This is a genomic window from Pseudomonas sp. LS44, assembly GCF_024730785.1.
Classification (GTDB): Bacteria; Pseudomonadota; Gammaproteobacteria; order Pseudomonadales; family Pseudomonadaceae; genus Aquipseudomonas.
In genome coordinates, this window is record NZ_CP102830.1 from 208,202 (window position 1) to 228,302 (window position 20,101).

Annotated in this window: 18 protein-coding genes; 9 read left to right on the forward strand and 9 right to left on the reverse strand. The window is 63.3% G+C overall.

Annotated elements, in window-relative coordinates; translation table 11 throughout:
• The first annotated feature begins 42 nt into the window (after positions 1-42).
• The 4 genes from ssuD to NVV93_RS00995 all read left to right on the forward strand — a co-directional run bounded on the left by ssuD (position 43) and on the right by NVV93_RS00995 (position 3,343).
• Positions 43-1,191 (forward strand): FMNH2-dependent alkanesulfonate monooxygenase, encoded by a 1,149-nt coding sequence (gene ssuD, locus NVV93_RS00980; RefSeq protein ID WP_258252604.1) that lies wholly within the window; start codon positions 43-45, stop codon positions 1,189-1,191.
• Positions 1,192-1,393: 202 nt separating this feature from the next.
• Positions 1,394-2,197, forward strand: a complete 804-nt coding sequence (gene ssuC, locus NVV93_RS00985) for an aliphatic sulfonate ABC transporter permease SsuC (protein WP_258252605.1) — start codon at positions 1,394-1,396, stop codon at positions 2,195-2,197.
• The gene (gene ssuB, locus NVV93_RS00990) at positions 2,194-2,994 is read left to right on the forward strand and encodes an aliphatic sulfonates ABC transporter ATP-binding protein (RefSeq protein WP_258252606.1); all 801 of its coding nucleotides are present in this window, start codon (positions 2,194-2,196) and stop codon (positions 2,992-2,994) included. Before ssuC ends, ssuB begins: the two co-directional genes overlap by 4 nt.
• 133 nt (positions 2,995-3,127) lie before the next feature.
• Positions 3,128-3,343 carry a molybdopterin-binding protein gene (locus tag NVV93_RS00995; RefSeq protein ID WP_258252607.1) on the forward strand — a complete coding sequence of 72 codons (216 nt, stop codon included), beginning with the start codon at positions 3,128-3,130 and terminating at the stop codon, positions 3,341-3,343.
• Between the two features lie 146 nt (positions 3,344-3,489).
• Here the strand turns inward: NVV93_RS00995 and NVV93_RS01000 are convergent, their stop codons facing one another.
• From NVV93_RS01000 to NVV93_RS01035, 8 genes are all read right to left on the reverse strand, one after another.
• On the reverse strand, positions 3,490-4,374 hold the full coding sequence (locus tag NVV93_RS01000) for an ABC transporter permease subunit (protein WP_258252608.1): 885 nt from the start codon (positions 4,372-4,374) through the stop codon (positions 3,490-3,492).
• Positions 4,371-5,252 carry an ABC transporter permease subunit gene (locus tag NVV93_RS01005; RefSeq protein ID WP_258254436.1) on the reverse strand — a complete coding sequence of 294 codons (882 nt, stop codon included), beginning with the start codon at positions 5,250-5,252 and terminating at the stop codon, positions 4,371-4,373. The genes NVV93_RS01000 and NVV93_RS01005 overlap by 4 nt, the downstream gene beginning before the upstream one ends.
• Positions 5,253-5,275: 23 nt before the next feature.
• A complete protein-coding gene (locus tag NVV93_RS01010) occupies positions 5,276-6,418 on the reverse strand; it encodes an ABC transporter ATP-binding protein (protein WP_258252609.1) in 1,143 nt (380 codons plus the stop codon).
• A gap of 50 nt (positions 6,419-6,468) precedes the next feature.
• Positions 6,469-7,563, reverse strand: coding sequence for a polyamine ABC transporter substrate-binding protein (locus tag NVV93_RS01015; RefSeq protein WP_375162944.1), 1,095 nt, complete (start codon positions 7,561-7,563; stop codon positions 6,469-6,471).
• Positions 7,564-7,747: 184 nt separating this feature from the next.
• Entirely contained in the window at positions 7,748-8,845 is a 1,098-nt protein-coding gene (locus tag NVV93_RS01020) for a polyamine ABC transporter substrate-binding protein (protein WP_258252610.1), read from the reverse strand.
• A gap of 154 nt (positions 8,846-8,999) precedes the next feature.
• A complete protein-coding gene (locus NVV93_RS01025; RefSeq protein ID WP_258252611.1) occupies positions 9,000-10,373 on the reverse strand; it encodes an aspartate aminotransferase family protein in 1,374 nt (457 codons plus the stop codon).
• Positions 10,374-10,483: 110 nt separating this feature from the next.
• On the reverse strand, positions 10,484-11,842 hold the full coding sequence (locus NVV93_RS01030; RefSeq protein ID WP_258252612.1) for a glutamine synthetase family protein: 1,359 nt from the start codon (positions 11,840-11,842) through the stop codon (positions 10,484-10,486).
• A gap of 43 nt (positions 11,843-11,885) precedes the next feature.
• Positions 11,886-12,638: a gamma-glutamyl-gamma-aminobutyrate hydrolase family protein gene (locus NVV93_RS01035; RefSeq protein WP_258252613.1), complete on the reverse strand. Its 753-nt coding sequence runs from the start codon at positions 12,636-12,638 to the stop codon at positions 11,886-11,888.
• A 276-nt stretch (positions 12,639-12,914) separates the two neighbouring features.
• Between NVV93_RS01035 and NVV93_RS01040 the strand changes: the two genes are divergently transcribed.
• The 5 genes from NVV93_RS01040 (at position 12,915) to aguA (ending at position 18,810) form a co-directional block, all read left to right on the forward strand.
• Positions 12,915-14,291 carry a glutamine synthetase family protein gene (locus tag NVV93_RS01040; RefSeq protein WP_258252614.1) on the forward strand — a complete coding sequence of 459 codons (1,377 nt, stop codon included), beginning with the start codon at positions 12,915-12,917 and terminating at the stop codon, positions 14,289-14,291.
• A 179-nt stretch (positions 14,292-14,470) separates the two neighbouring features.
• Positions 14,471-15,526: an extracellular solute-binding protein gene (locus tag NVV93_RS01045; RefSeq protein ID WP_258252615.1), complete on the forward strand. Its 1,056-nt coding sequence runs from the start codon at positions 14,471-14,473 to the stop codon at positions 15,524-15,526.
• Between the two features lie 137 nt (positions 15,527-15,663).
• Complete coding sequence (locus NVV93_RS01050; protein WP_258252616.1) at positions 15,664-16,302, forward strand: TetR/AcrR family transcriptional regulator; 639 nt, start codon at positions 15,664-15,666, stop codon at positions 16,300-16,302.
• Between the two features lie 372 nt (positions 16,303-16,674).
• Complete coding sequence (aguB, locus tag NVV93_RS01055; RefSeq protein WP_258252617.1) at positions 16,675-17,556, forward strand: N-carbamoylputrescine amidase; 882 nt, start codon at positions 16,675-16,677, stop codon at positions 17,554-17,556.
• Positions 17,557-17,703: 147 nt separating this feature from the next.
• Positions 17,704-18,810: an agmatine deiminase gene (gene aguA, locus NVV93_RS01060; protein ID WP_258252618.1), complete on the forward strand. Its 1,107-nt coding sequence runs from the start codon at positions 17,704-17,706 to the stop codon at positions 18,808-18,810.
• Between the two features lie 206 nt (positions 18,811-19,016).
• On the opposite strand, the gene NVV93_RS01065 is transcribed toward aguA, so the two are convergent.
• On the reverse strand, positions 19,017-19,985 hold the full coding sequence (locus tag NVV93_RS01065; RefSeq protein ID WP_258252619.1) for a sensor domain-containing diguanylate cyclase: 969 nt from the start codon (positions 19,983-19,985) through the stop codon (positions 19,017-19,019).
• Positions 19,986-20,101 lie beyond the last annotated feature (116 nt).

The following is a 20,101-nucleotide window of genomic DNA, read 5'->3' on the forward strand; positions in this document are numbered from 1 at the left end:
CCGGATTGCATCCGGGCTACGCATGACGAAGGAGACCACTCCATGAGCCTCAACCTTTTCTGGTTCCTGCCGACCCACGGCGACGGCCACTACCTGGGCACCGCCGAAGGCGCGCGCGCGGTCGACCACGGCTACCTGCAACAGATCGCCCAGGCCGCCGATCGCCTCGGCTTCGGCGGCGTGCTGATTCCCACCGGGCGTTCCTGCGAGGATTCCTGGCTGGTCGCGGCGTCGCTGATCCCGGTCACCCAGCGCCTGAAGTTCCTCGTCGCGCTGCGTCCGGGGATCATCTCGCCGACCGTGGCGGCACGCCAGGCAGCGACCCTCGACCGGCTGTCGAACGGCCGCGCGCTGTTCAACCTGGTCACCGGCGGCGACCCGGACGAGCTGGCCGGCGACGGTCTGCACCTGAGCCACGAGGAGCGCTACGAGGCCGCGGTCGAATTCACCCGCATCTGGCGCCGCGTGCTGGAAGGCGAGACCGTCGACTACGCCGGCAAGCACCTGCAAGTGCAGGGCGCCAAGCTGCTCTATCCGCCGCTCCAGCAACCGCGCCCGCCGCTGTACTTCGGCGGCTCTTCGGACGCCGCGCAGGATCTGGCCGCCGAGCAGGTCGAGCTGTATCTGACCTGGGGCGAGCCGCCGGCGGCGGTGGCCGAGAAGATCGCCCAGGTGCGCGCCAAGGCCGCCGCCCAGGGTCGCGAAGTGCGCTTCGGCATCCGCCTGCACGTCATCGTCCGCGAGACCAGCGCCGAGGCCTGGGCCGCCGCCGACCGGCTGATCAGCCACCTCGACGACGACACCATCGCTCGCGCCCAGGCGTCGCTGGCGCGCTTCGACTCGGTCGGCCAGCAGCGCATGGCCGCCCTGCACTGCGGCAGCAAGGACCACCTGGAAGTCTCGCCGAACCTCTGGGCCGGGGTCGGCCTGGTGCGTGGCGGGGCCGGTACCGCGCTGGTCGGCGACGGCCCGACCGTGGCAGCGCGGGTCAAGGAGTACGCCGCGCTGGGCATCGACACCTTCATCTTCTCCGGCTACCCGCACCTGGAAGAGTCCTATCGGGTCGCCGAGCTGCTGTTCCCGCACCTCGACGTGGCGCGCCCGGCGCAGCCCGAAGGGCGCGGCTACATCAGCCCGTTTGGCGAGATGGTGGCCAACGATGTGTTGCCCAAGGCGGCCTCGGCGAGTTGAGGAACGCGCGGAAAAGCGCCCTCTCCCCAACCCTCTCCCATGAATGGGAGAGGGAGCTGGGCGGAGTTGCCGGTCAGCCGAGTGGCAGGGGCGCGCACGGATTGACTCCCCTCGCCCGCTTGCGGGAGAGGGGCCGGGGGAGAGGGTGGCCGGTCGGCTCGAACCATCCCCACAAACGCAAAGAACGCAAGGAGCGTTGAGCATGACCCCGCAAACGCTACACAAACTGGCCGCGCGCCTGGCCCCCTGGGCTTTGCCCGTGCTGCTGCTGGCCCTCTGGCAACTGGCGGTGGTCGCCGGCTGGCTGTCGACGCGCATCCTGCCGGCGCCCAGCGCGGTGTTCGCCGCTGGCGTGGCGCTGGTGCAGAGCGGCGAGCTCTGGCAGCACCTGGCGATCAGTGGCTGGCGCGCCGGTGTCGGCTTCGCCATCGGCGGCGCCATCGGTCTGGCGCTCGGTCTGATCACCGGACTGTCGACCTGGGGCGAACGCCTGCTCGACAGTTCGGTGCAGATGTTGCGCAACGTGCCGCACCTGGCGCTGATCCCGCTGGTGATCCTGTGGTTCGGCATCGACGAGAGCGCGAAGATTTTCCTGGTCGCCCTCGGCACGCTGTTCCCGATCTACCTCAACACCTACCACGGCATCCGCAACATCGACCCCGGCCTGCTGGAGATGGCGCGCAGCTACGGGCTGTCCGGCTTCGCGCTGTTCCGCCAGGTGATCCTGCCCGGTGCGCTGCCGTCGATTCTGGTCGGCGTGCGCTTCGCCCTCGGTTTCATGTGGCTGACGCTGATCGTCGCCGAGACGATCTCCGCCAGCGCCGGCATCGGCTATCTGGCGATGAACGCCCGCGAATTCCTGCAGACCGACGTGGTGGTGCTGGCGATCCTCCTCTACGCCGTGCTCGGCAAGCTCGCCGACCTTGCCGCGCGCGGCCTGGAACGCGTCTGGCTGCGCTGGCATCCGGCCTATCAGGCCTATCAGGCCAAAGGAGGTGCCGCATGACCGCCCTGCATACCCTCAAGCGCGGCATCCCGCTGGCGCTCGACGGCATCGGCAAACACTTCGGCGAACGCCAGGTGCTGAGTGACATCGACCTGCACATCCCGGCCGGGCAGTTCGTCGCCGTGGTTGGCCGCAGCGGCTGCGGCAAGAGCACCTTGCTGCGCTTACTGGCTGGCCTCGACCAGCCGAGCGACGGCGCGCTGCTGGCCGGCAACGGTCCGCTGGCGGCGGCCCGCGAGGACATCCGCCTGATGTTCCAGGATGCCCGCCTGCTGCCCTGGAAGCGGGTGATCGACAACGTCGGCCTGGGCCTCTCCGGCGACTGGCGGGCCAAGGCGCGCGAGGCGCTGGAAGCGGTGGGCCTGGCCGATCGTGCCCACGAGTGGCCGGCGGCGCTGTCCGGCGGCCAGAAGCAGCGCGTCGCCCTGGCCCGCGCGCTGATCCATCGGCCGCGCCTGCTGTTGCTCGATGAACCGCTCGGCGCGCTGGATGCGCTGACCCGTATCGAGATGCAGCAACTGATCGAACGCCTGTGGCAGCAGCATGGCTTCACCGTGCTGCTGGTCACCCACGACGTCAGTGAGGCGGTGGCCACCGCCGACCGGGTGATCCTCATCGAGGATGGCCGCATCGGCTTGGACCTGCCGGTTGGCCTGGCCCGCCCGCGCGCCCGCTCTTCGCCACGCCTCGCCGCGCTGGAGGCGGAAGTGCTCAACCGGGTGCTGGCGCAAGCGCCGTTGCCGCCCGAACCGGAACCCGTTTCACCGTTGCCCACGCAACTGCGCTGGGCGCTTTAGGAAACTCCCCTCTCCCACTTGTGGGAGAGGGGCCGGGGGAGAGGGGCGCCAATTTTGCCCTCTCCCCAACCCTCTCCCGTAAACGGGAGAGGGAGCCGCTCCCCAATCCACCGACCGCTAGGAGATACACACCATGACCATCAAAGCCATCAACGTGCGCAACCAGTTCAAAGGCACTATCAAGGAAATCGTCCTCGGCGACGTGCTCTCGGAAATCGACGTGCAGACCGCCGCCGGTGTCGTCACCTCGGTGATCACCACGCGTTCGGTCAAGGAGCTGGAACTGGGCGTCGGCAGTGAAGTGATCGCCTTCGTCAAATCCACCGAGGTCTCGATCGCCAAGCTGTGAGCGAGGGGGCGCTCTCGTGAGCACAACCCAGTAGGCGCGGCTTGATCCGCAATGGCTGCACACCGCTCGGATCGCGCCTACGGAATTAGCGCCCATGCACATGAAAACGGGCCCCGCAGGGCCCGTTGTTCATACCAGCCTGAGCCTCAGGCAACCTGCTCGGCGTTGGATTTCCACGCCGGGGCAGAGGCTTCTTTGCCCATGGTTTCCATGGCTTCCTGGATCGCCCGCTTGCGCCGCTCTTCCGAGCGCCGGGCGAAGTACCAGGCGCAGAAGGTGAACAGCGAGACCACCAACAGAATCAGACTGGCGACCGCGTTGATTTCCGGCTTCACGCCTAGGCGCACGGCGGAGAACACCTCCATCGGCAAGGTGGTCGAGCCCGGCCCGGAGACGAAGCTGGCAAGCACCAGATCATCCAGCGACAGGGCGAACGACATCATCCCCCCCGCCGCCAGCGACGGCGCGATCATCGGGATGGTGATCAGGAAGAACACCTTCCACGGCTTGGCACCCAGATCCATCGCCGCCTCTTCGATGGACAGGTCCAGTTCGCGCAGGCGCGCCGCCACCACGACCGCCACGTAGGCCGAACAGAACGTGGTGTGGGCGATCCAGATGGTCAGCAGGCCACGCTCGGCCGGCCAGCCGATCAGCTGGGCCATGGCCACGAACAGCAGGAGCAACGACAGGCCGGTGATCACTTCGGGCATCACCAGCGGCGCAGTGACCATGCCGCCGAACAGCGTGCGGCCCCGGAAGTGTGGAATCCGCGTCAGCACGAAGGCCGCCAAGGTGCCCAGCGCCACCGCGGCGATCGCCGTGTAGCAGGCAATCTCCAGCGAGCGCATCACCGAACCCATCAGCTGGCTGTTATCCAGCAGGCCGACATACCACTTCACCGACCAGCCGCCCCACACCGTCACCAGCTTGGAGGCGTTGAACGAGTAGATGACCAGAATCACCATCGGCGCGTAGATGAAAATCAGCCCAACCCAGAGCATCAGCGTCGAGAAACTGAAGCGCTTCATACCTTGCCCTCCAGCTCTTTCGCCTGGTTCTTGTTGAACAGGATGATTGGCACAATCAGGATCAGCAGCATCACCACCGCCAGGGCCGACGCCGCCGGCCAGTCGCGGTTATTGAAGAACTCTTGCCACATCACCTTGCCGATCATCAGGGTCTCCGGGCCGCCGAGCAGCTCAGGAATCACGAATTCGCCGACCACCGGGATGAACACCAGCATGCAGCCGGCGATGATGCCGTTCTTCGACAGCGGTACGGTGATCTTCCAGAAGCTGTTGAAGGTGCTCGAACCCAGGTCGGCGGCGGCCTCCAGCAAGCTGCCATCGTGCTTGACCAGGTTGGCGTAGAGCGGCAACACCATGAACGGCAGGTACGAATAGACCACGCCGATATACACCGCGAGGTTGGTGTTGAGGATGTGCAGCGGGTTGTCGATCAGCCCGATGCCGAGCAGGAAGCTGTTAAGCAGACCGTTGTTGCTGAGGATGCCCATCCAGGCGTAGACGCGAATCAGGATCGCGGTCCAGGTCGGCATCATGATCAGCAGCAGCAGGGTGGTTTGCATTTCCTTGCTGGCGCGGGCGATGGCGTAGGCCATCGGGTAGCCGATCAGCAGGCACAGCAGGGTGCTGATCAGCGCCATCTTCAGCGAACCGAGATAGGCCGCCAGATACAGCGAGTCCTCGCCGAGGCGCATGTAGCTTTCGACGCTGAGGATGATCGACAGCTGGTTCTCCGCCCAGCTGTAGATTTCCGTGTAGGGCGGAATCGCCACGTCGGCTTCGGCGAAGCTGATCTTCAGGACGATCAGGAACGGCAGCAGGAAGAACAGGAACAGCCAGGCGAATGGCACACCGATCACGGTATGCCGACCGCTGGGCAGACGTTTCTTGAGACTGGAAATTTTCATGAGCGCAGCGCGACCCCGCTGTCGTCTTCCCACCAGACGAACACTTCATCGTCCCAGGTCGGCCGCGCGCCGCGCCGCTCGGCGTTGGCGACGAAGGACTGGACGATCGCCCCGCTCGGCAGCTTGACGTAGAACACCGAGTGGCCGCCGAGGTAGGCGATGTCATGCACGGTGCCGCGCGACCAGTTGTATTCGCTGGCCGGCTGCTCGGTGGTGACCAGCAGCTTCTCCGGGCGGATGGCATAGGTGATGCTCTTGTCCTCGGCGGAGGTGGTCACGCCGTGACCGACGTAGATGCTGCGCTCTAGCACCGGGCTGTCGATCAGCGCGTGGCCTTCCATGTCTTCGACGATCTGGCCTTCGAACAGGTTGACGTTGCCGATGAATTCGCAAACCTGGCGGCTGATCGGCGTCTCGTAGATGTCCACCGGGCTGCCGATCTGTTCGATGCAACCGAGGTGCATGATGGCGATGCGCTGGGCCATGGTCATGGCCTCTTCCTGGTCGTGGGTGACCATCACGCAGGTCACGCCGACCCGCTCGATGATTTCCACCAGCTCCAGCTGCATCTGCGAACGGAGTTTCTTGTCCAGTGCGCCCATCGGCTCATCGAGCAGCAGCAGCTTGGGGCTCTTGGCCAGTGAACGGGCCAGGGCCACGCGCTGGCGCTGGCCGCCGGACAGCTGGTGCGGCTTGCGCCTGGCGTACTGGCTCATCTGCACCAGCTTGAGCATCTCGGCGACGCGAGCGTCGACGTCTTCCTTGCTCATCTTGTCCTGCTTGAGGCCGAAGGCAATGTTCTGCGCCACGGTCATATGCGGGAACAGCGCATAGGACTGGAACATCATGTTGATCGGCCGCTCGTAGGGCGGCATGTTGGTGATGTCGACACCGTCGAGGAAAATTTTCCCCTCGGTGGGCCGCTCGAAACCGGCGAGCATGCGCAGCAAGGTCGACTTGCCAGAGCCCGAGCCGCCGAGCAGGGCGAAGATTTCGCCCTTGTTGATCGTCAGCGATACGCCATCCACCGCCAGGGTCTCGTCGAACTGCTTGCTGACCCGATCGATTTTAACCAGCACCTGTTTGGGTTGCTGGCTGCCCTCGAGGGCTTTCTTGTAGGCACCAGAGGCAATCGCCATCACACACTCCCAACTCAATGAAGCCCGGCATGCGAGGCCGGGCGCTTTGATTATTCGCCGGATTTAACCTTGGTCCACGACCGGGTCATCAAACGCTGCACCTTGGGCGGCAGCTCGGCGGAAACGAATAGTTTGTCCAAAACCGCTTGCGGTGGGTACACCGATTGATCATCGCGCACCTCGGTATCCATGAATTCGCCCGCCTTGAGGTTGGGGTTGGCATAGCCGACGTAGTCGCTGACCTTGGCGATCACTTCCGGCTGCAGCAGGTAATTGATGAACGCATGCGCCTGTTTACCGTTCGCCGCGTCGGCCGGGATGGCCATCATGTCGAACCACAGGTTGGCGCCTTCCTTGGGGATGCTGTAGGCGATCTCGATGCCCTTGCCGGCCTCTTCGGCGCGCTCGGCGGCTTGCAGGATGTCGCCGGAGAAACCGGCCGCCACGCAGATGTCGCCGTTGGCCAGATCGCCAATGTACTTGGAGGAATGGAAGTAGGTGACATACGGGCGCACGGCGAGCAACTTGGCTTCGGCGGTTTTGTAGTCTTCCGGGTTTTGGCTGTTGGGGTCCAGGCCCAGGTATTTGAGCATCGCCGGGATCATCTCATCGGCCGAGTCGAGGAAGGCCACACCGCAGCTGGAGAGCTTCTTGATGTTCTCCGGTTCGAAGATCACCGCCCACGAGTCGATGCTGTCGACGCCCAGCGCCGCCTTGACCTTCTCGACGTTGTAGCCGATGCCGTTGGTGCCCCATAGGTAAGGCACCGCGTACTGATTACCGGGGTCGTTGACCTCGAGCTGCTTGAGCAGCTTGGGGTCGAGATTCTGCCAGTTGGGCAGCTGGCTCTTGTCGAGCTTCTGGAATGCGCCGGCCTTGATCTGTTTGCCGAGGAAGTGGTTGGACGGCACCACCACGTCGTAGCCGGAACGCCCGGCGAGCAGTTTGCCTTCGAGGGTTTCGTTGGAATCGAAGACGTCGTAAACCGGCTTGATGCCGGTGGCCTTCTCGAAATCGGCCAGGGTGGTTTCGCCGATGTAATCCGACCAGTTGTAGACATGCACGGTCGATTCTGCCTGGACGCCAGCGCTCAGACAGAGGCTTGCCACTGCCCCGATCAGGGTTCTATGGAAGGGAATTCGCACATGCCGATCCTCATTCTTGTTGGTATTGGTGACCGTGATCGGTCGATCCTTGCCACGGCCTAGCCACAGGCCTTCGCCAGTACCGCCGTGAAGGGGCACGGTGAACGCCAGGGTCGAGAGGGTGGATAACGCACCACACTCCTGGCGGGTCTCCGGCGGGAGCACCCGCCGGAGGTGTCATCGCTTACTTGCCGGACTTGATCTTGGTCCAGCTGCGGGTCATGGCGCGCTGGGCCTTGGCCGGTAGATCCGGGAAGGCATACAACTGCTTCATGGTTTCCGGGGTCGGGTAGATGCCCGGGTCCTTACGGATTGCTTCATTCACCAGCGGGGTGGCGGCGGCGTTGCCGTTGGGGAACTGCACCTCGTTGGAGATCTCCGCCATGATTTCCGGCTTGAGCAGGAAATTGATGAAAGCGTAGGCGGCGTCGACGTTCTCCGCGTCAGCCGGGATCGCGACCATGTCGAAGAAGGTACCGGCGCCTTCTTTCGGAATGTTGTAGCCGACTGTCACGCCACCCTTGGCTTCCTCGGCACGCGACTTGGCCTGATAGATGTCACCCGAGTAACCGATGGCTACGCAGAGGTTGCCGTTGGCCAGGTCGGAGATGTACTTGGAGGAGTGGAAGTAGGTCACGTACGGACGGATCTTGAGGAACAGCTCTTCGGCCGCTTTGAGCTCTTTAGGGTCCTGGCTGATTGGGCTGTAGCCCAGGTAGTGCAGGGCCGCCGGGAGGATTTCGGTCGGCGAGTCGAGGAACGAGACGCCGCAGGACTTCAGCTTCTCGATGTTTTCCGGCTTGAACACCAGGTCCCAGGAGTTCACCGGGGCGTTCTCACCCAGCGCGGCCTTGACCTTGTCCGGGTTGTAACCGATGCCGATCGAACCCCACATGTAGGGGAACGCATACTGGTTGCCCGGGTCGCTGACTTCCACGGTTTTCAGCAGGTTGGTGTCGAGGTTTTTCCAGTTCGGCAGCTTGGACTTGTCCAGCGGCTGATAAACCTTGGCCTTGATCTGCTTGGCCAGGAAGTTGTTCGACGGCACGACGATGTCGTAGCCCGACTTGCCGGCCAGCAGTTTGGCTTCCAGAGTTTCGTTGCTGTCGAAGACGTCGTAGACGACCTTGATGCCCGACTCTTTCTCGAACTTGGCTACGGTATCCGCCGCGATGTAGTCGGACCAGTTGTACACGTGCAGCACTTTCTCGTCCGCCTGAGCCGCGCCCGCCATCAGCCCCATCAGGGACAGCGCGAGAAGAGACTTGCCGAATTTTTTCATGCGTACCGCTCCTGTTTTTTTTTGAGTGTCCGGGTGGCGTTGTAACCGGTTTTTTTCACCACCCGGTGAGCCTGGCCAACGCACTGGCGAAGTCTGGCAAGGACCAGCACGTGTTTACAACTTTTCTACCGTTGCGCACCTTGCCATCCGGCGATCAGCCTTGAATATCCTTCAACGTCAGATCAAGGCACAGCCGTGCTTTGCTCACCAGTTCGTCGATCTCGGTGCGGCTGATTACCAGTGGTGGCGCAATAATCATAGTGTCCCCAACGGCACGCATGATCAGGCCGTTGTTGAAACAGTGACCACGACAAACCATGCCGGCGCCCACGTCGTCTGCATAGCGCTCGCGGGTCTGCTTGTTCTTCACCAATTCGATCGCGCCGAGCATGCCGATACCGCGCACTTCGCCCACCAATGGGTGGTCAGCCAGCTCGCGTAAACGTGTCTGCAAATAGGGTGCCGTTTCGGCTTTGACCTTCTCGACGATTTTCTCGTCGCGCAGGATGCGGATATTTTCCAGGGCCACGGCGGCCGCCACCGGATGCCCGGAATAGGTGAAGCCGTGGTTGAAGTCGCCGCCTTCGTTGATCACCGCGAACACCTTGTCGCTGACCACCAGACCACCCATGGGCACATAGCCGGAGGTCAGGCCCTTGGCGATGGTCATCAGGTCCGGCGTGTTGCCGTAGTAGTCGCTGGCGAACCACTCGCCGGTACGGCCGAACCCGGTGATCACCTCATCGGCGACGAACAGGATGTCGTACTTGGCGAGAATCTCGCGGATCCGCGGCCAATAGCTGTCCGGCGGGATGATCACCCCGCCGGCGCCCTGGATCGGCTCGGCGATGAACGCGGCGACTTTCTCTTCGCCGACTTCGAGAATCTTCTTCTCCAGCTGATCGGCCGCCCAGATGCCGAACTCCTCGGGGTTCATGTCGCCGCCTTCGTCGAACCAGTACGGCTGCGGGATGTGCACGATGCCGGGGATCGGCAGGTCGCCTTGCTCGTGCATGTACTTCATGCCGCCGAGGCTGGCGCCGGCCACCGTCGAGCCGTGGTAACCGTTGATGCGGCTGATGATCACCTTCTTCTGCGGCTGGCCCTTCAGTGCCCAGTAATGGCGCACCAGGCGCAGCATGGTGTCGTTGCCTTCCGAGCCCGAGCCGGTGAAGAACACGTGGTTCAAGCCGGCCGGGGCGACATCGGCAATCGCCTTGGCCAGCTCCAGCACCGGCGGGTGCGCGGTCTGGAAGAAGGTGTTGTAGAACGGCAGCTGGCGCATCTGTTTGCTGGCCGCCTCGACCAGCTCTTCGCGGCCGTAGCCGATCGCCATGCACCACAGGCCGGCCATGCCATCGAGGATTTTGTTGCCCTCGCTGTCCCACAGATACACGCCTGCGGCCTTGGTGATGATGCGCGGACCTTTCTCGCTCAGCTGCTTGTAGTCGCTGAACGGCGCCAGATGGTGCTGTTGGCTCAGCTCCTGCCACATGCGGGTCTGCGGGTTGGTCGGTTGGCTGCTCATTACTCACCTCTTGGCAATGTGGCCCGTCGCGGCGGGCCGGAATCAGGTCGGAGCGAACGAATCCGCCCCGTGAAATGCTGCGTCTTTCGCCCGGCGAAAGACGCGCTCGATCAGACCGAGAACAGCAGGAATTCACGCTCCCAGGAGCTGATCACCCGCTTGTAGTTCTCGTGCTCGGCACGCTTCACCGCCACGTAGGCGTCGATGAAGCGCTGGCCGAGATATTTCTCCAGCGCCTTGCAGTTGCCCATGCGCTCGAGGGCATCCTCGATGGTCAACGGCAGGCGCAGGTTGCGCCGTTCGTAGGCGCGCCCCTTGACCTGGGCGCTTGGCTTCAGGCCGTCGACCATACCGATGTAGCCGCACAGCAGGCTGGCGGCGATCGCCAGGTAGGGGTTGGCGTCGGCGCCGGCCAGACGGTTCTCCACCCGGCGGTTGTCCGGATTGGAGTCCGGCACGCGCAGGCCGACGGTACGGTTTTCCTCGCCCCATTCGACGTTCACCGGCGCCGAGGTATCGGGCAGGAAACGGCGGAACGAGTTGACGTTCGGGGCGAACAGCGGCAGCACCTCGGGGATGAACTTCTGCAGGCCGCCGATGTGGTTGAGGAACAGCTCGCTCATCGAACCGTCGTCGTTGGAGAAGATGTTCTTGCCGGTCTCCAGGTCGACGACGCTCTGGTGCAGGTGCATGGCGCTGCCCGGCTCGTCGGTGATCGGCTTGGCCATGAAGGTCGCCGCCACGTTGTGCTTGAGCGCGGCCTCACGCATGGTGCGTTTGAACACGGTGATCTGGTCGGCCAGGTGCAGGGCGTCGCCGTGACGGAAGTTGATCTCCATCTGCGCCGGACCTTCCTCGTGGATCAGCGTGTCGAGATCCAGCTCCTGCGCTTCGCACCAGTCATACATGTCCTCGAACAGCGGGTCGAATTCGTTCGCCGCGTCGATGGAGAACGACTGGCGCCCGGTTTCCGGACGCCCGGAGCGGCCGACCGGCGCCTGCAACGGGTAGTCGGGGTCGTCACTGCGCTTGGTCAGGTAGAACTCCATCTCCGGCGCGACGATCGGCTTCCAGCCCTTGTCGGCGTACATCTTCAGGACTTTCTTGAGGATGTTGCGCGGCGACAGGTCGATCGGGTTGCCGAGCTTGTCGAAGGTGTCGTGGATGACCATGGCCGTTGGTTCGATGGCCCAGGGCACCAGGAACACCGCGCCCTCGTCCGGCCGGCAGATCATGTCGATGTCCGCCGGGTCGAGCAGCTCGTAATAGATGTCATCCTCGACGTAGTCGCCGGTGACGGTTTGCAGCAGCACGCTTTCCGGCAGGCGCATGCCTTTTTCGTCGAGGAACTTGTTGGTCGGCGCGATCTTGCCGCGGGCGATGCCGGTCAGGTCGCTGATCAAGCATTCGACTTCGGTGATTTTGCGTTCTTTCAGCCAGCTGGAGAGCTGGTCGAGACTGGTACTCATAGAGACCTCAGGGTTAAGAGCTGCACCTTTTATATAGCTGAGCTCAGCGTTGCCCCGCCCTCTTCCTGCAAGCCTCACCAAAGGCCTGGAAAATGGCGAGATAATCGGGATTGCTGCGTACTTGCCACTCTGGATGCCATTGCACCCCCAGCGTAAAGCTTTTGGCTCCTTCGACCGAGATCGCCTCGATCAGCCCATCAGGGGCCAGAGCCTCGACTCGCAGGCCCGGCGCCAGACGATCAACGCCCTGGCCATGAATCGAATTGACTTGAATCTCGCGTGGCAAGCCGAGGCCGGCGAGGACCCCGCCTGGCTGCACCTGCAGCGGGTGGCGTGGCGCATATTGAACATCCAGCGGCTGGTTTTCCGGCTCGCGGTGGTCGATGAACGGCCCAGCCTCGTGCACCTTCTGATGCAGGCTGCCGCCGAACGCGACGTTCATTTCCTGGAAGCCGCGGCAGATTCCGAGCAGCGGAACGCCAGCGGCCACCGCGGCGCGCAGCAGCGGCAGGGTGGTGCGATCACGTTCGGGATCATGCGGGGTGCCCGGCGCGCTGGCCGAGCCACCATATAGATGCGGCTCAACGTTGGACGGCGAGCCGGTGAACAACAAGCCATCGAGGCTTTCCAGCAATGCGTGGGGGTCGATCAGATCGCCGAGGGCGGGGATCACCAAGGGTAGTCCACCGGCACCAAGCACCGCTGCACGCAGGTATTTGTCGCCGACGATATGGTAGGAATGCAGGCCGATCTGCTTGGTGCAAGCGGTGACGCCGATCAATGGCAGGCGAGCCATGAGACACCCGATTTATTGCTGTTATGGGTTTCGGCCGAGCTTAGCCTTGTTCATTTTTTTCCACAATAGTCATGTAAAAAATTGAACACACCCTGCTGTGCACTGCGTAGAACAAGGCCGCGAGCTATCCTGTAACGCGCTGAAATGCCCCAAAACTGGCTTGAAGGCGCTTTTTTAGGGCACAATTCCTCTAGCTTGACAGGCTATGGCGTTTACGATTGACTCAAGCTCTATCAGTCGAATGATTGATATTTTTAACAATAAAGGTGTTTCATCATGTCGGTACCCCCGCGTGCCGTTCAGCTCAACGAAGCGAACGCGTTCCTTAAGGAACATCCTGAGGTTCTGTTCGTCGACCTTCTGATTGCAGATATGAATGGCGTCGTGCGCGGCAAGCGCATCGAACGCACCAGCCTCCACAAGGTGTACGAAAAAGGCATCAACCTCCCCGCCTCTTTGTTCGCCCTGGATATCAATGGCTCGACGGTGGAAAGCACCGGCCTGGGTCTGGATATCGGTGATGCTGACCGTATCTGCTACCCCATCCCCAACACCCTGTGCAATGAGCCATGGCAGAAGCGCCCAACCGCGCAACTGTTGATGACCATGCACGAGATCGAAGGCGCGCCGTTTTTCGCCGACCCTCGGGAAGTGTTGCGCCGGGTGGTACAGAAGTTCGACGAACTGGGCCTGACCATTTGTGCAGCTTTCGAGCTGGAGTTTTATCTGATCGACCAGGAAAACGTGAACGGCCGTCCGCAGCCGCCACGTTCGCCGATTTCCGGCAAGCGCCCGATGTCCACCCAGGTGTACCTGATCGACGACCTCGATGAGTACGCCGAATGTCTGCAGGACATTCTCGAAGGCGCCAAGGAGCAAGGCATTCCCGCCGATGCGATCGTCAAGGAGAGCGCCCCGGCGCAATTCGAGGTCAACCTGCATCACGTCGCCGACCCGATCAAGGCCTGCGACTATGCGGTGCTGCTCAAGCGCCTGGTGAAGAACATCGCCTACGACCATGAGATGGACACCACCTTCATGGCCAAGCCCTATCCGGGGCAAGCCGGTAATGGTCTGCACGTGCACATCTCGATTCTCGACAAGGACGGCAACAACATCTTCGCCAGCGTCGAGCCGGAGAAGTGCGATGCGCTGCGCCACGCACTCGGCGGCGTGCTGGAAACTATGCCGGCGTCGATGGCGTTCATCTGCCCGAACGTCAACTCGTACCGGCGTTTCGGCGCCCAGTTCTATGTGCCGAACGCGCCGAGCTGGGGTCTGGACAACCGTACCGTGGCGCTGCGCGTGCCGACCGGCAGCCCGGATTCGGTACGCATCGAACACCGCGTCGCCGGTGCCGATGCCAACCCGTATCTGATGATGGCGGCGCTCCTGGCCGGCGTGCATCACGGCCTGACTAACCAGATCGAGCCAGGCGAGCCGATTGAGGGTAACTCCTACGAGCAGCTGGAACAGAGCCTGCCAAACAACCTGCGCGACGCTCTGCGCGAGTTGGACGACAGCGAAATCCTCGCGCGCTATATCGATCCGAAGTACATCGATATCTTCGTCGCCTGTAAGGAAAGCGAGCTGGCCGAGTTCGAGCATTCGATCTCCGACCTGGAATACAACTGGTATTTGCATACCGTGTGAACCACGTTCCACTCACACGACGCCGGCTTCTGCCGGCGTCGTGCTTTTCAGCGCACACGCTCTGCCTAGGGCCAGACTGGCGTGAAAGCCAATGTCAAAGCGCTGGCATACAGACGACACTGCACCGCACACAACAGGCACGCCCCAGTGCCGCAACGTGCCATTAAGGAGTGATCGTCATGCTGCGCACCTTCGTTTCACTGCTCTTGCTGTTTCCCTTGCTAGGCCACGCCGAAGACGTGCTGCACGTCCACAACTGGAACGACTACATCGACCCCAAGGTACTGGAAGATTTCCAGCGCGACACCGGCATCCGCGTCGACTACCAGACCTACAGCACCAGCGAAGAGATCGCCGCGCGGCTCGCCAGCGACCAACCAATCGACGTCGCCATGCCCTCCCACGACCTACTCGCCACGCTAATCAAGGACCAGCGCCTGCTGCCGTTGGACTTCGCCAGGCTGCCCAATCGCAAGCACCTCGACCCCGACCTGCTGGCCAAGCTGGCGGCCATGGATTCCGGCAATCGTCACGCCCTGCCCTACCTGTGGACCTCGGCCGGCCTGGCAGTCAACGTGCCGCAGGCCGAGGCCGCCCTCAACGGCCCGCTGCCCAACAGCTGGAGCCTGCTGTTCGACCCACAGTACAGCGCGCGCCTGGCCAGTTGCGGCATCAGCCTGCTGGATGCACCCAAAGAGATCTATTCCGGCCTGCTCAGCTACCAGGGTCACAACCTGGCGCGCACCTCGCCCGGCCGCCTCAAGCGCGCTAGCGCCACCCTCACCGCGCTGCGCCCACACCTGCGCTACGTCGATAGCGAACGCTACATCGAGGACCTCAATCAGGGCCGCCTGTGCCTCGCGGTGGCCTGGTCCGGCGACGCGCTGGGCGCCGCCGAGGCCGGTCAGCCGGTGCAGTTCCTGATCCCCGAAGAAGGCGCCGCAGCCTCGATCGACAGCATGGTGATTCCCCGCACCGCGCAGCGCGTCGACCTGGCCTACCGCTTCATCGACTACCTGATGCAGCCGCAGGTGGCCGCGCGCACCACCAGCGTCACCTTCTACCCCAGCGGCAACGCCGGCGCCCGCGAGTTCCTCGCCCCAAACCTGCGCGACAATCCGACGCTCTACCCGGATCGCGACACCAAGCGAAGGCTGGTCTTGCTGGAGACCGTCACGCCCAAGCTGCAGGCGGTCATCGACGACCAGTGGCCGCGCTTTCGCGACGCCCAGTGAGCCGCCCACCGGCACGGCCGCTTGCCGGACGGCTGCGGTCTGACGTCCAATAACGCTCGCGGCCGGCCACGGGCCAACCCGGGCGCCGCCGGAGCAGACAGCCCCCGGCATTTCCAACGTCGGCTCAAGGAGCCCCCATGCAGCGGCCCACCCCTCGCAAGCCCCGCGCCAGCAGCCAGACGCGCATCGTCGGCATCCTCGCCGCTGCGCGCGCGCTGCTGGCCGAACAGGGCATGGCCAGCCTGTCGATCTACAGCGTGGCCGAACGCGCACAGATCCCGCCGTCCTCGGTTTACCACTTCTTCGCCAGCGTCCCGGCCCTGCTCGAAGGGCTGACGGCGGACATCCACGCCGCCTTCCGCGCTTGCCTGCAAGAACCGGTCGAGCATGCCACCTTGCGCGACTGGCGCGATCTGTCGCGGCTGGTGGAGCAGCGGATGCTGGCGATCTACGCCGCCGATTCGGCCGCCCGCCAGCTGATCCTGGCCCAGCACGGCCTCGCCGAAGTGCTGCAGGCCGATCACCAGCACGACATCGAACTCGGCCAACTGATGCAGGCGCTGTTCGCCCGCCACTTCCAACTGCCAGCGCTGCCCGAGGATATCGATGTGTTCGCCCTGGCTATGGAACTCGGCGACCGCGTGTATGCCCGCTCGATCCAGTTGCACGGCGTCATTACCGAACGCTTGGGCGAAGAGGGCATGCGCGTATTCGATGCGTATCTGGGTCTGTATCTGCCGCCGCACTTGCCCAAGCGCGTTACGCCGTTGGCGTAGCGGCCTGCCCTCTCCCCAGCCCTCTCCCATCAATGGGAGAGGGAGCGGCTCGTGCGCCGGGTCTCACGCCGAAGGTTTGGCCTAGTCACCCCTCTCCCGTTTACGGGAGAGGGGCCGGGGGAGAGGGTGGCCCCCACGGAAACCGGAATGCTCCCGAACGTTCGCAGAACAAACGTTGCATCATCTTATAATTGGATATTTATCCGTATTTAAATCATATACAAACTTTAAATAGTAAATATAAGCTTTAAATACCGATTTATATCGGTTATAAAGTCACCGTTTCATGCCGCCAGTCGCCCGCGGCACCACCGTCAGCGCGCTCTGCTAGGTTCAGAAGACTGCTGGCCTTTCCTGCATACGAGGTGTTCCATGTCCCGCATCGTCACTGTCGCCGCTACCCAGATGGCTTGCTCTTGGGATCGCGACGGCAACATCGCCAACGCCGAGAAGCTGGTCCGCCAGGCCGCAGCCAAGGGCGCGCAGATCATCCTGATCCAGGAATTGTTCGAGACTCCGTATTTCTGCCAGAAGCCCAACGTCGACTACGCCCAGCTGGCCACCGCGGTTGATGAGAACGTCGCTATTGCGCACTTCCAGAAAGTCGCCGCGGAGCTGCAGGTGGTGCTGCCGATCAGCTTTTTCGAGCGCGCCGGCCGGGCCCGCTTCAACAGCATCGCGATCATCGATGCCGACGGCCGCAACCTCGGCACCTATCGGAAAAGCCATATCCCAGACGGCCCCGGCTACCACGAGAAGTACTATTTCAACCCGGGCGACACCGGCTTCAAGGTGTGGAACACCCGCTACGCGAAGATCGGCGTGGGCATCTGCTGGGATCAGTGGTTCCCCGAGTGCGCGCGCAGCATGGCGCTGCTCGGCGCGGAAATTCTCTTCTACCCGACCGCCATCGGCACCGAGCCGCATGACCCGAATATCACCTCGCGCGAGCATTGGCAGCGCGTGCAGCAAGGTCACGCCGGCGCCAACCTGATGCCGCTGGTGGCCAGCAACCGCATCGGCAAGGAAGAGCAGGACGGCTACGACATCACCTTCTACGGCTCGTCGTTCATCGCCGATCAGTTCGGCGCCAAGGTCGAGGAACTGAATCAGAGCGAGGAAGGCGTGCTGGTGCACCGCTTCGATCTCGACGAACTGGAGAAGGTCCGCAGTGCCTGGGGCGTGTTCCGTGATCGGCGGCCGAACCTGTATCAGCCGATTGCCAGCCTCGATGGCGAGAATCCATCGAAGTAATCCAGCCCGCTCCGCGCACCGACTGTAGGGTGGATGTCGCTTTGCACATCCATCCTACAGGTTCGAAGCCGTAGCCCGGATGCAATCCGGGAAGCTTTACAACAGCCGATATGAGTTCCCGGATTTCATCCGGGCTACAGGTGACTTATGACGACTCTCACGACCACCCCGCGCGCCGACGGCTTCCGCATGCCGGCCGAATGGGAAGCGCACAGCCAGACCTGGATGGTCTGGCCGGAGCGTCCGGACAATTGGCGCCTCGGCGGCAAGCCGGCGCAGGCGGCCTTCACGGCAGTGGCCAAGGCCATCGCGCGCTTCGAACCGGTGACCGTCTGCGTGTCCGCCGAGCAGTACGAAAACGCCCGCGCGCGCCTCGACGACGGCAACATCCGCCTGGTCGAGATCAGCACCGACGACGCCTGGGTGCGCGACAGCGGGCCGACCTTCGTCACCAATAGCCGTGGCGAAGTGCGCGGCGTGGACTGGACGTTCAACGCCTGGGGCGGCCTCGATGGCGGCCTGTACGCCAACTGGGAGCGCGACGATCAGGTGGCCAGCAAGATCCTCGAAATCGAGCGCTGCGCACGTTACCGCACCGAGGGTTTTGTCCTCGAAGGCGGCTCGATCCACGTCGATGGCGAAGGCACGCTGATCACCACCGAGGAGTGCCTGCTCAACCGCAACCGCAACCCGCAGCTGTCCCGCGAGCAAATCGAGGACGTATTGCGCGAACACTTAGGCGTAGACACGGTGATCTGGCTGCCGAACGGCCTGTTCAACGACGAGACCGACGGTCACGTCGACAACTTCTGCTGCTACGTGCGCCCCGGCGAAGTGCTGCTGGCCTGGACCGACGAGCCGGCCGATCCCAACTACCCGCGCTGCCAGGCGGCCCTGCGCGTATTGGAAAGCGCCCGTGATGCCCAGGGCCGCGCATTGACTGTGCACAAGATGCCGATTCCCGGACCGCTGCATGCCACGCCGGAGGAATCCGAGGGTGTCGACAAGGTCGCCGGCAGCCAGGACCGCGATCCGGCGATCCGCCTGGCTGGCTCGTATGTGAACTTCCTGATCGTCAACGGCGGCATCATCGCGCCGAGCTTCGACGATCCGAAAGACGAGGAAGCCCGCGCCATTCTCGCGCGCGTCTTCCCCGCGCATGAGGTGGTGATGGTGCCGGGCCGGGAGATTCTCCTCGGTGGCGGCAATATCCATTGCATCACCCAACAGCAACCGGCGCCGCAACAGCGCTGAACCGAGGGTCCGGATCGACACGCTTTGGTAGGGTGGGTTAGCGGCGTTTCGCCTTGGCTCGATCCAACGTCCGAAGGCCGTCCTCCGCGTAATCCACCGGCGGTGTCAGGCCGGGAACCTCCGGTGGGTTACGGCGCAGAAATATCGCTGCTCGAGGCGGAGCCCTCTGCCACGCGCCTAACCCACCCTACGCGAGCGGGCCGCGCTCAGCTCACCACGATCTGATTCTTGCCCTGGCGTTTGGCCTGATACATCGCCGCATCGGCGCGCGTGTAGAGGTTGTCCAGCAGTTGATCGCTGCTGGTCAGGCTGGTCAGGCCCTGGCTGACAGTGACCCGGAAGGTCGTGTCGTCCTGGCTGAACAGCAAGCGCTGGATTTCCCGTTGCAGCCGTTCGGCGATCTGCTCGGCGAGCACCGACTCGCAGTACGGCAGCACGACGGCAAACTCTTCGCCCCCGATACGCCCGAACAAGTCGCCACGCCGGAGCGTCGCGGCGCCGCACTCGGCGATCCGCAGCAACACCTGATCGCCCATCTGGTGGCCATAGGTGTCGTTGATCTGTTTGAAGTCATCGAGATCCAGCAGTAAAAACGCCAGCGGGGTGCCGGCCTCGCGGGCGGCGGTGAACTCGCGCTGGGCGCATTCGAAGAAGTGCCGACGATTGCTGCTCTGGGTCAGCACGTCGGTGGTGGCCAGGCGTTGCAGCTCGCCCTCCAGCAGCTTCTTGTCGGTGATGTCTTCGGCAATGCCAACCAGAATGCGGGTTTTGTCGTCGCCGCGGCGGCTGACGAAGCACTTGTCGCTGAGCCAGCGCAGCTGCCCGTCATGCCGCAGGATGCGGTATTCGCGGGCTTCCACGGCGCCGGTGTCGAGCGCCTGTGCCAGGCTGGCCGCAGCGTATTCCATATCGTCCGGGTAAATGCTGTTCAGCCACTCGCCGTAATCGGCCAGCAGCGAGGCGGCGGAGCGACCGAAGATATGCTCATACGCCGGGCTGACGTAGATCATCCGCTGCTCATCCCAGTCGAACGCCCACAGGACGGCATTCACGCTGCCCAGCAGGGAGCTGAACAGATGCTCGCGCTCACGCAGCCGCTCGACCTCGGAGCGGCTGTGCAGCAGCGCCAACGTGAGCTCTTCGAGCTCCAGGGGAAGTGAATTTTTATCGTCCATTTGCGGCTTGATCCCAACAAGATTGACGGTATGACAGCAGCATACTGCCGGAGGTCAATCGACCCCAAAAAAAAGCCCGCCGAGCGGCGGGCTTTTTACTATTTCAGTAATGGCGG

Bases quoted from the DNA above. Each gene is read 5' to 3' on its own strand.
- ssuB (WP_258252606.1), top strand. From the start codon at position 2,194: ATGACCGCCCTGCATACCCTCAAGCGCGGCATCCCGCTGGCGCTCGAC.
- NVV93_RS01025 (WP_258252611.1), bottom strand. From the start codon at position 10,373: ATGAGCAGCCAACCGACCAACCCGCAGACCCGCATGTGGCAGGAGCTG.
- NVV93_RS01000 (WP_258252608.1), bottom strand. From the start codon at position 4,374: ATGAAGCGCTTCAGTTTCTCGACGCTGATGCTCTGGGTTGGGCTGATT.
- NVV93_RS01050 (WP_258252616.1), top strand. From the start codon at position 15,664: ATGCAGCGGCCCACCCCTCGCAAGCCCCGCGCCAGCAGCCAGACGCGC.
- NVV93_RS01045 (WP_258252615.1), top strand. From the start codon at position 14,471: ATGCTGCGCACCTTCGTTTCACTGCTCTTGCTGTTTCCCTTGCTAGGC.
- NVV93_RS00995 (WP_258252607.1), top strand. From the start codon at position 3,128: ATGACCATCAAAGCCATCAACGTGCGCAACCAGTTCAAAGGCACTATC.
- NVV93_RS01040 (WP_258252614.1), top strand. From the start codon at position 12,915: ATGTCGGTACCCCCGCGTGCCGTTCAGCTCAACGAAGCGAACGCGTTC.
- ssuD (WP_258252604.1), top strand. From the start codon at position 43: ATGAGCCTCAACCTTTTCTGGTTCCTGCCGACCCACGGCGACGGCCAC.
- NVV93_RS01020 (WP_258252610.1), bottom strand. From the start codon at position 8,845: ATGAAAAAATTCGGCAAGTCTCTTCTCGCGCTGTCCCTGATGGGGCTG.
- NVV93_RS01065 (WP_258252619.1), bottom strand. From the start codon at position 19,985: ATGGACGATAAAAATTCACTTCCCCTGGAGCTCGAAGAGCTCACGTTG.
- aguB (WP_258252617.1), top strand. From the start codon at position 16,675: ATGTCCCGCATCGTCACTGTCGCCGCTACCCAGATGGCTTGCTCTTGG.
- aguA (WP_258252618.1), top strand. From the start codon at position 17,704: ATGACGACTCTCACGACCACCCCGCGCGCCGACGGCTTCCGCATGCCG.
- NVV93_RS01035 (WP_258252613.1), bottom strand. From the start codon at position 12,638: ATGGCTCGCCTGCCATTGATCGGCGTCACCGCTTGCACCAAGCAGATC.
- ssuC (WP_258252605.1), top strand. From the start codon at position 1,394: ATGACCCCGCAAACGCTACACAAACTGGCCGCGCGCCTGGCCCCCTGG.
- NVV93_RS01010 (WP_258252609.1), bottom strand. From the start codon at position 6,418: ATGGCGATTGCCTCTGGTGCCTACAAGAAAGCCCTCGAGGGCAGCCAG.
- NVV93_RS01030 (WP_258252612.1), bottom strand. From the start codon at position 11,842: ATGAGTACCAGTCTCGACCAGCTCTCCAGCTGGCTGAAAGAACGCAAA.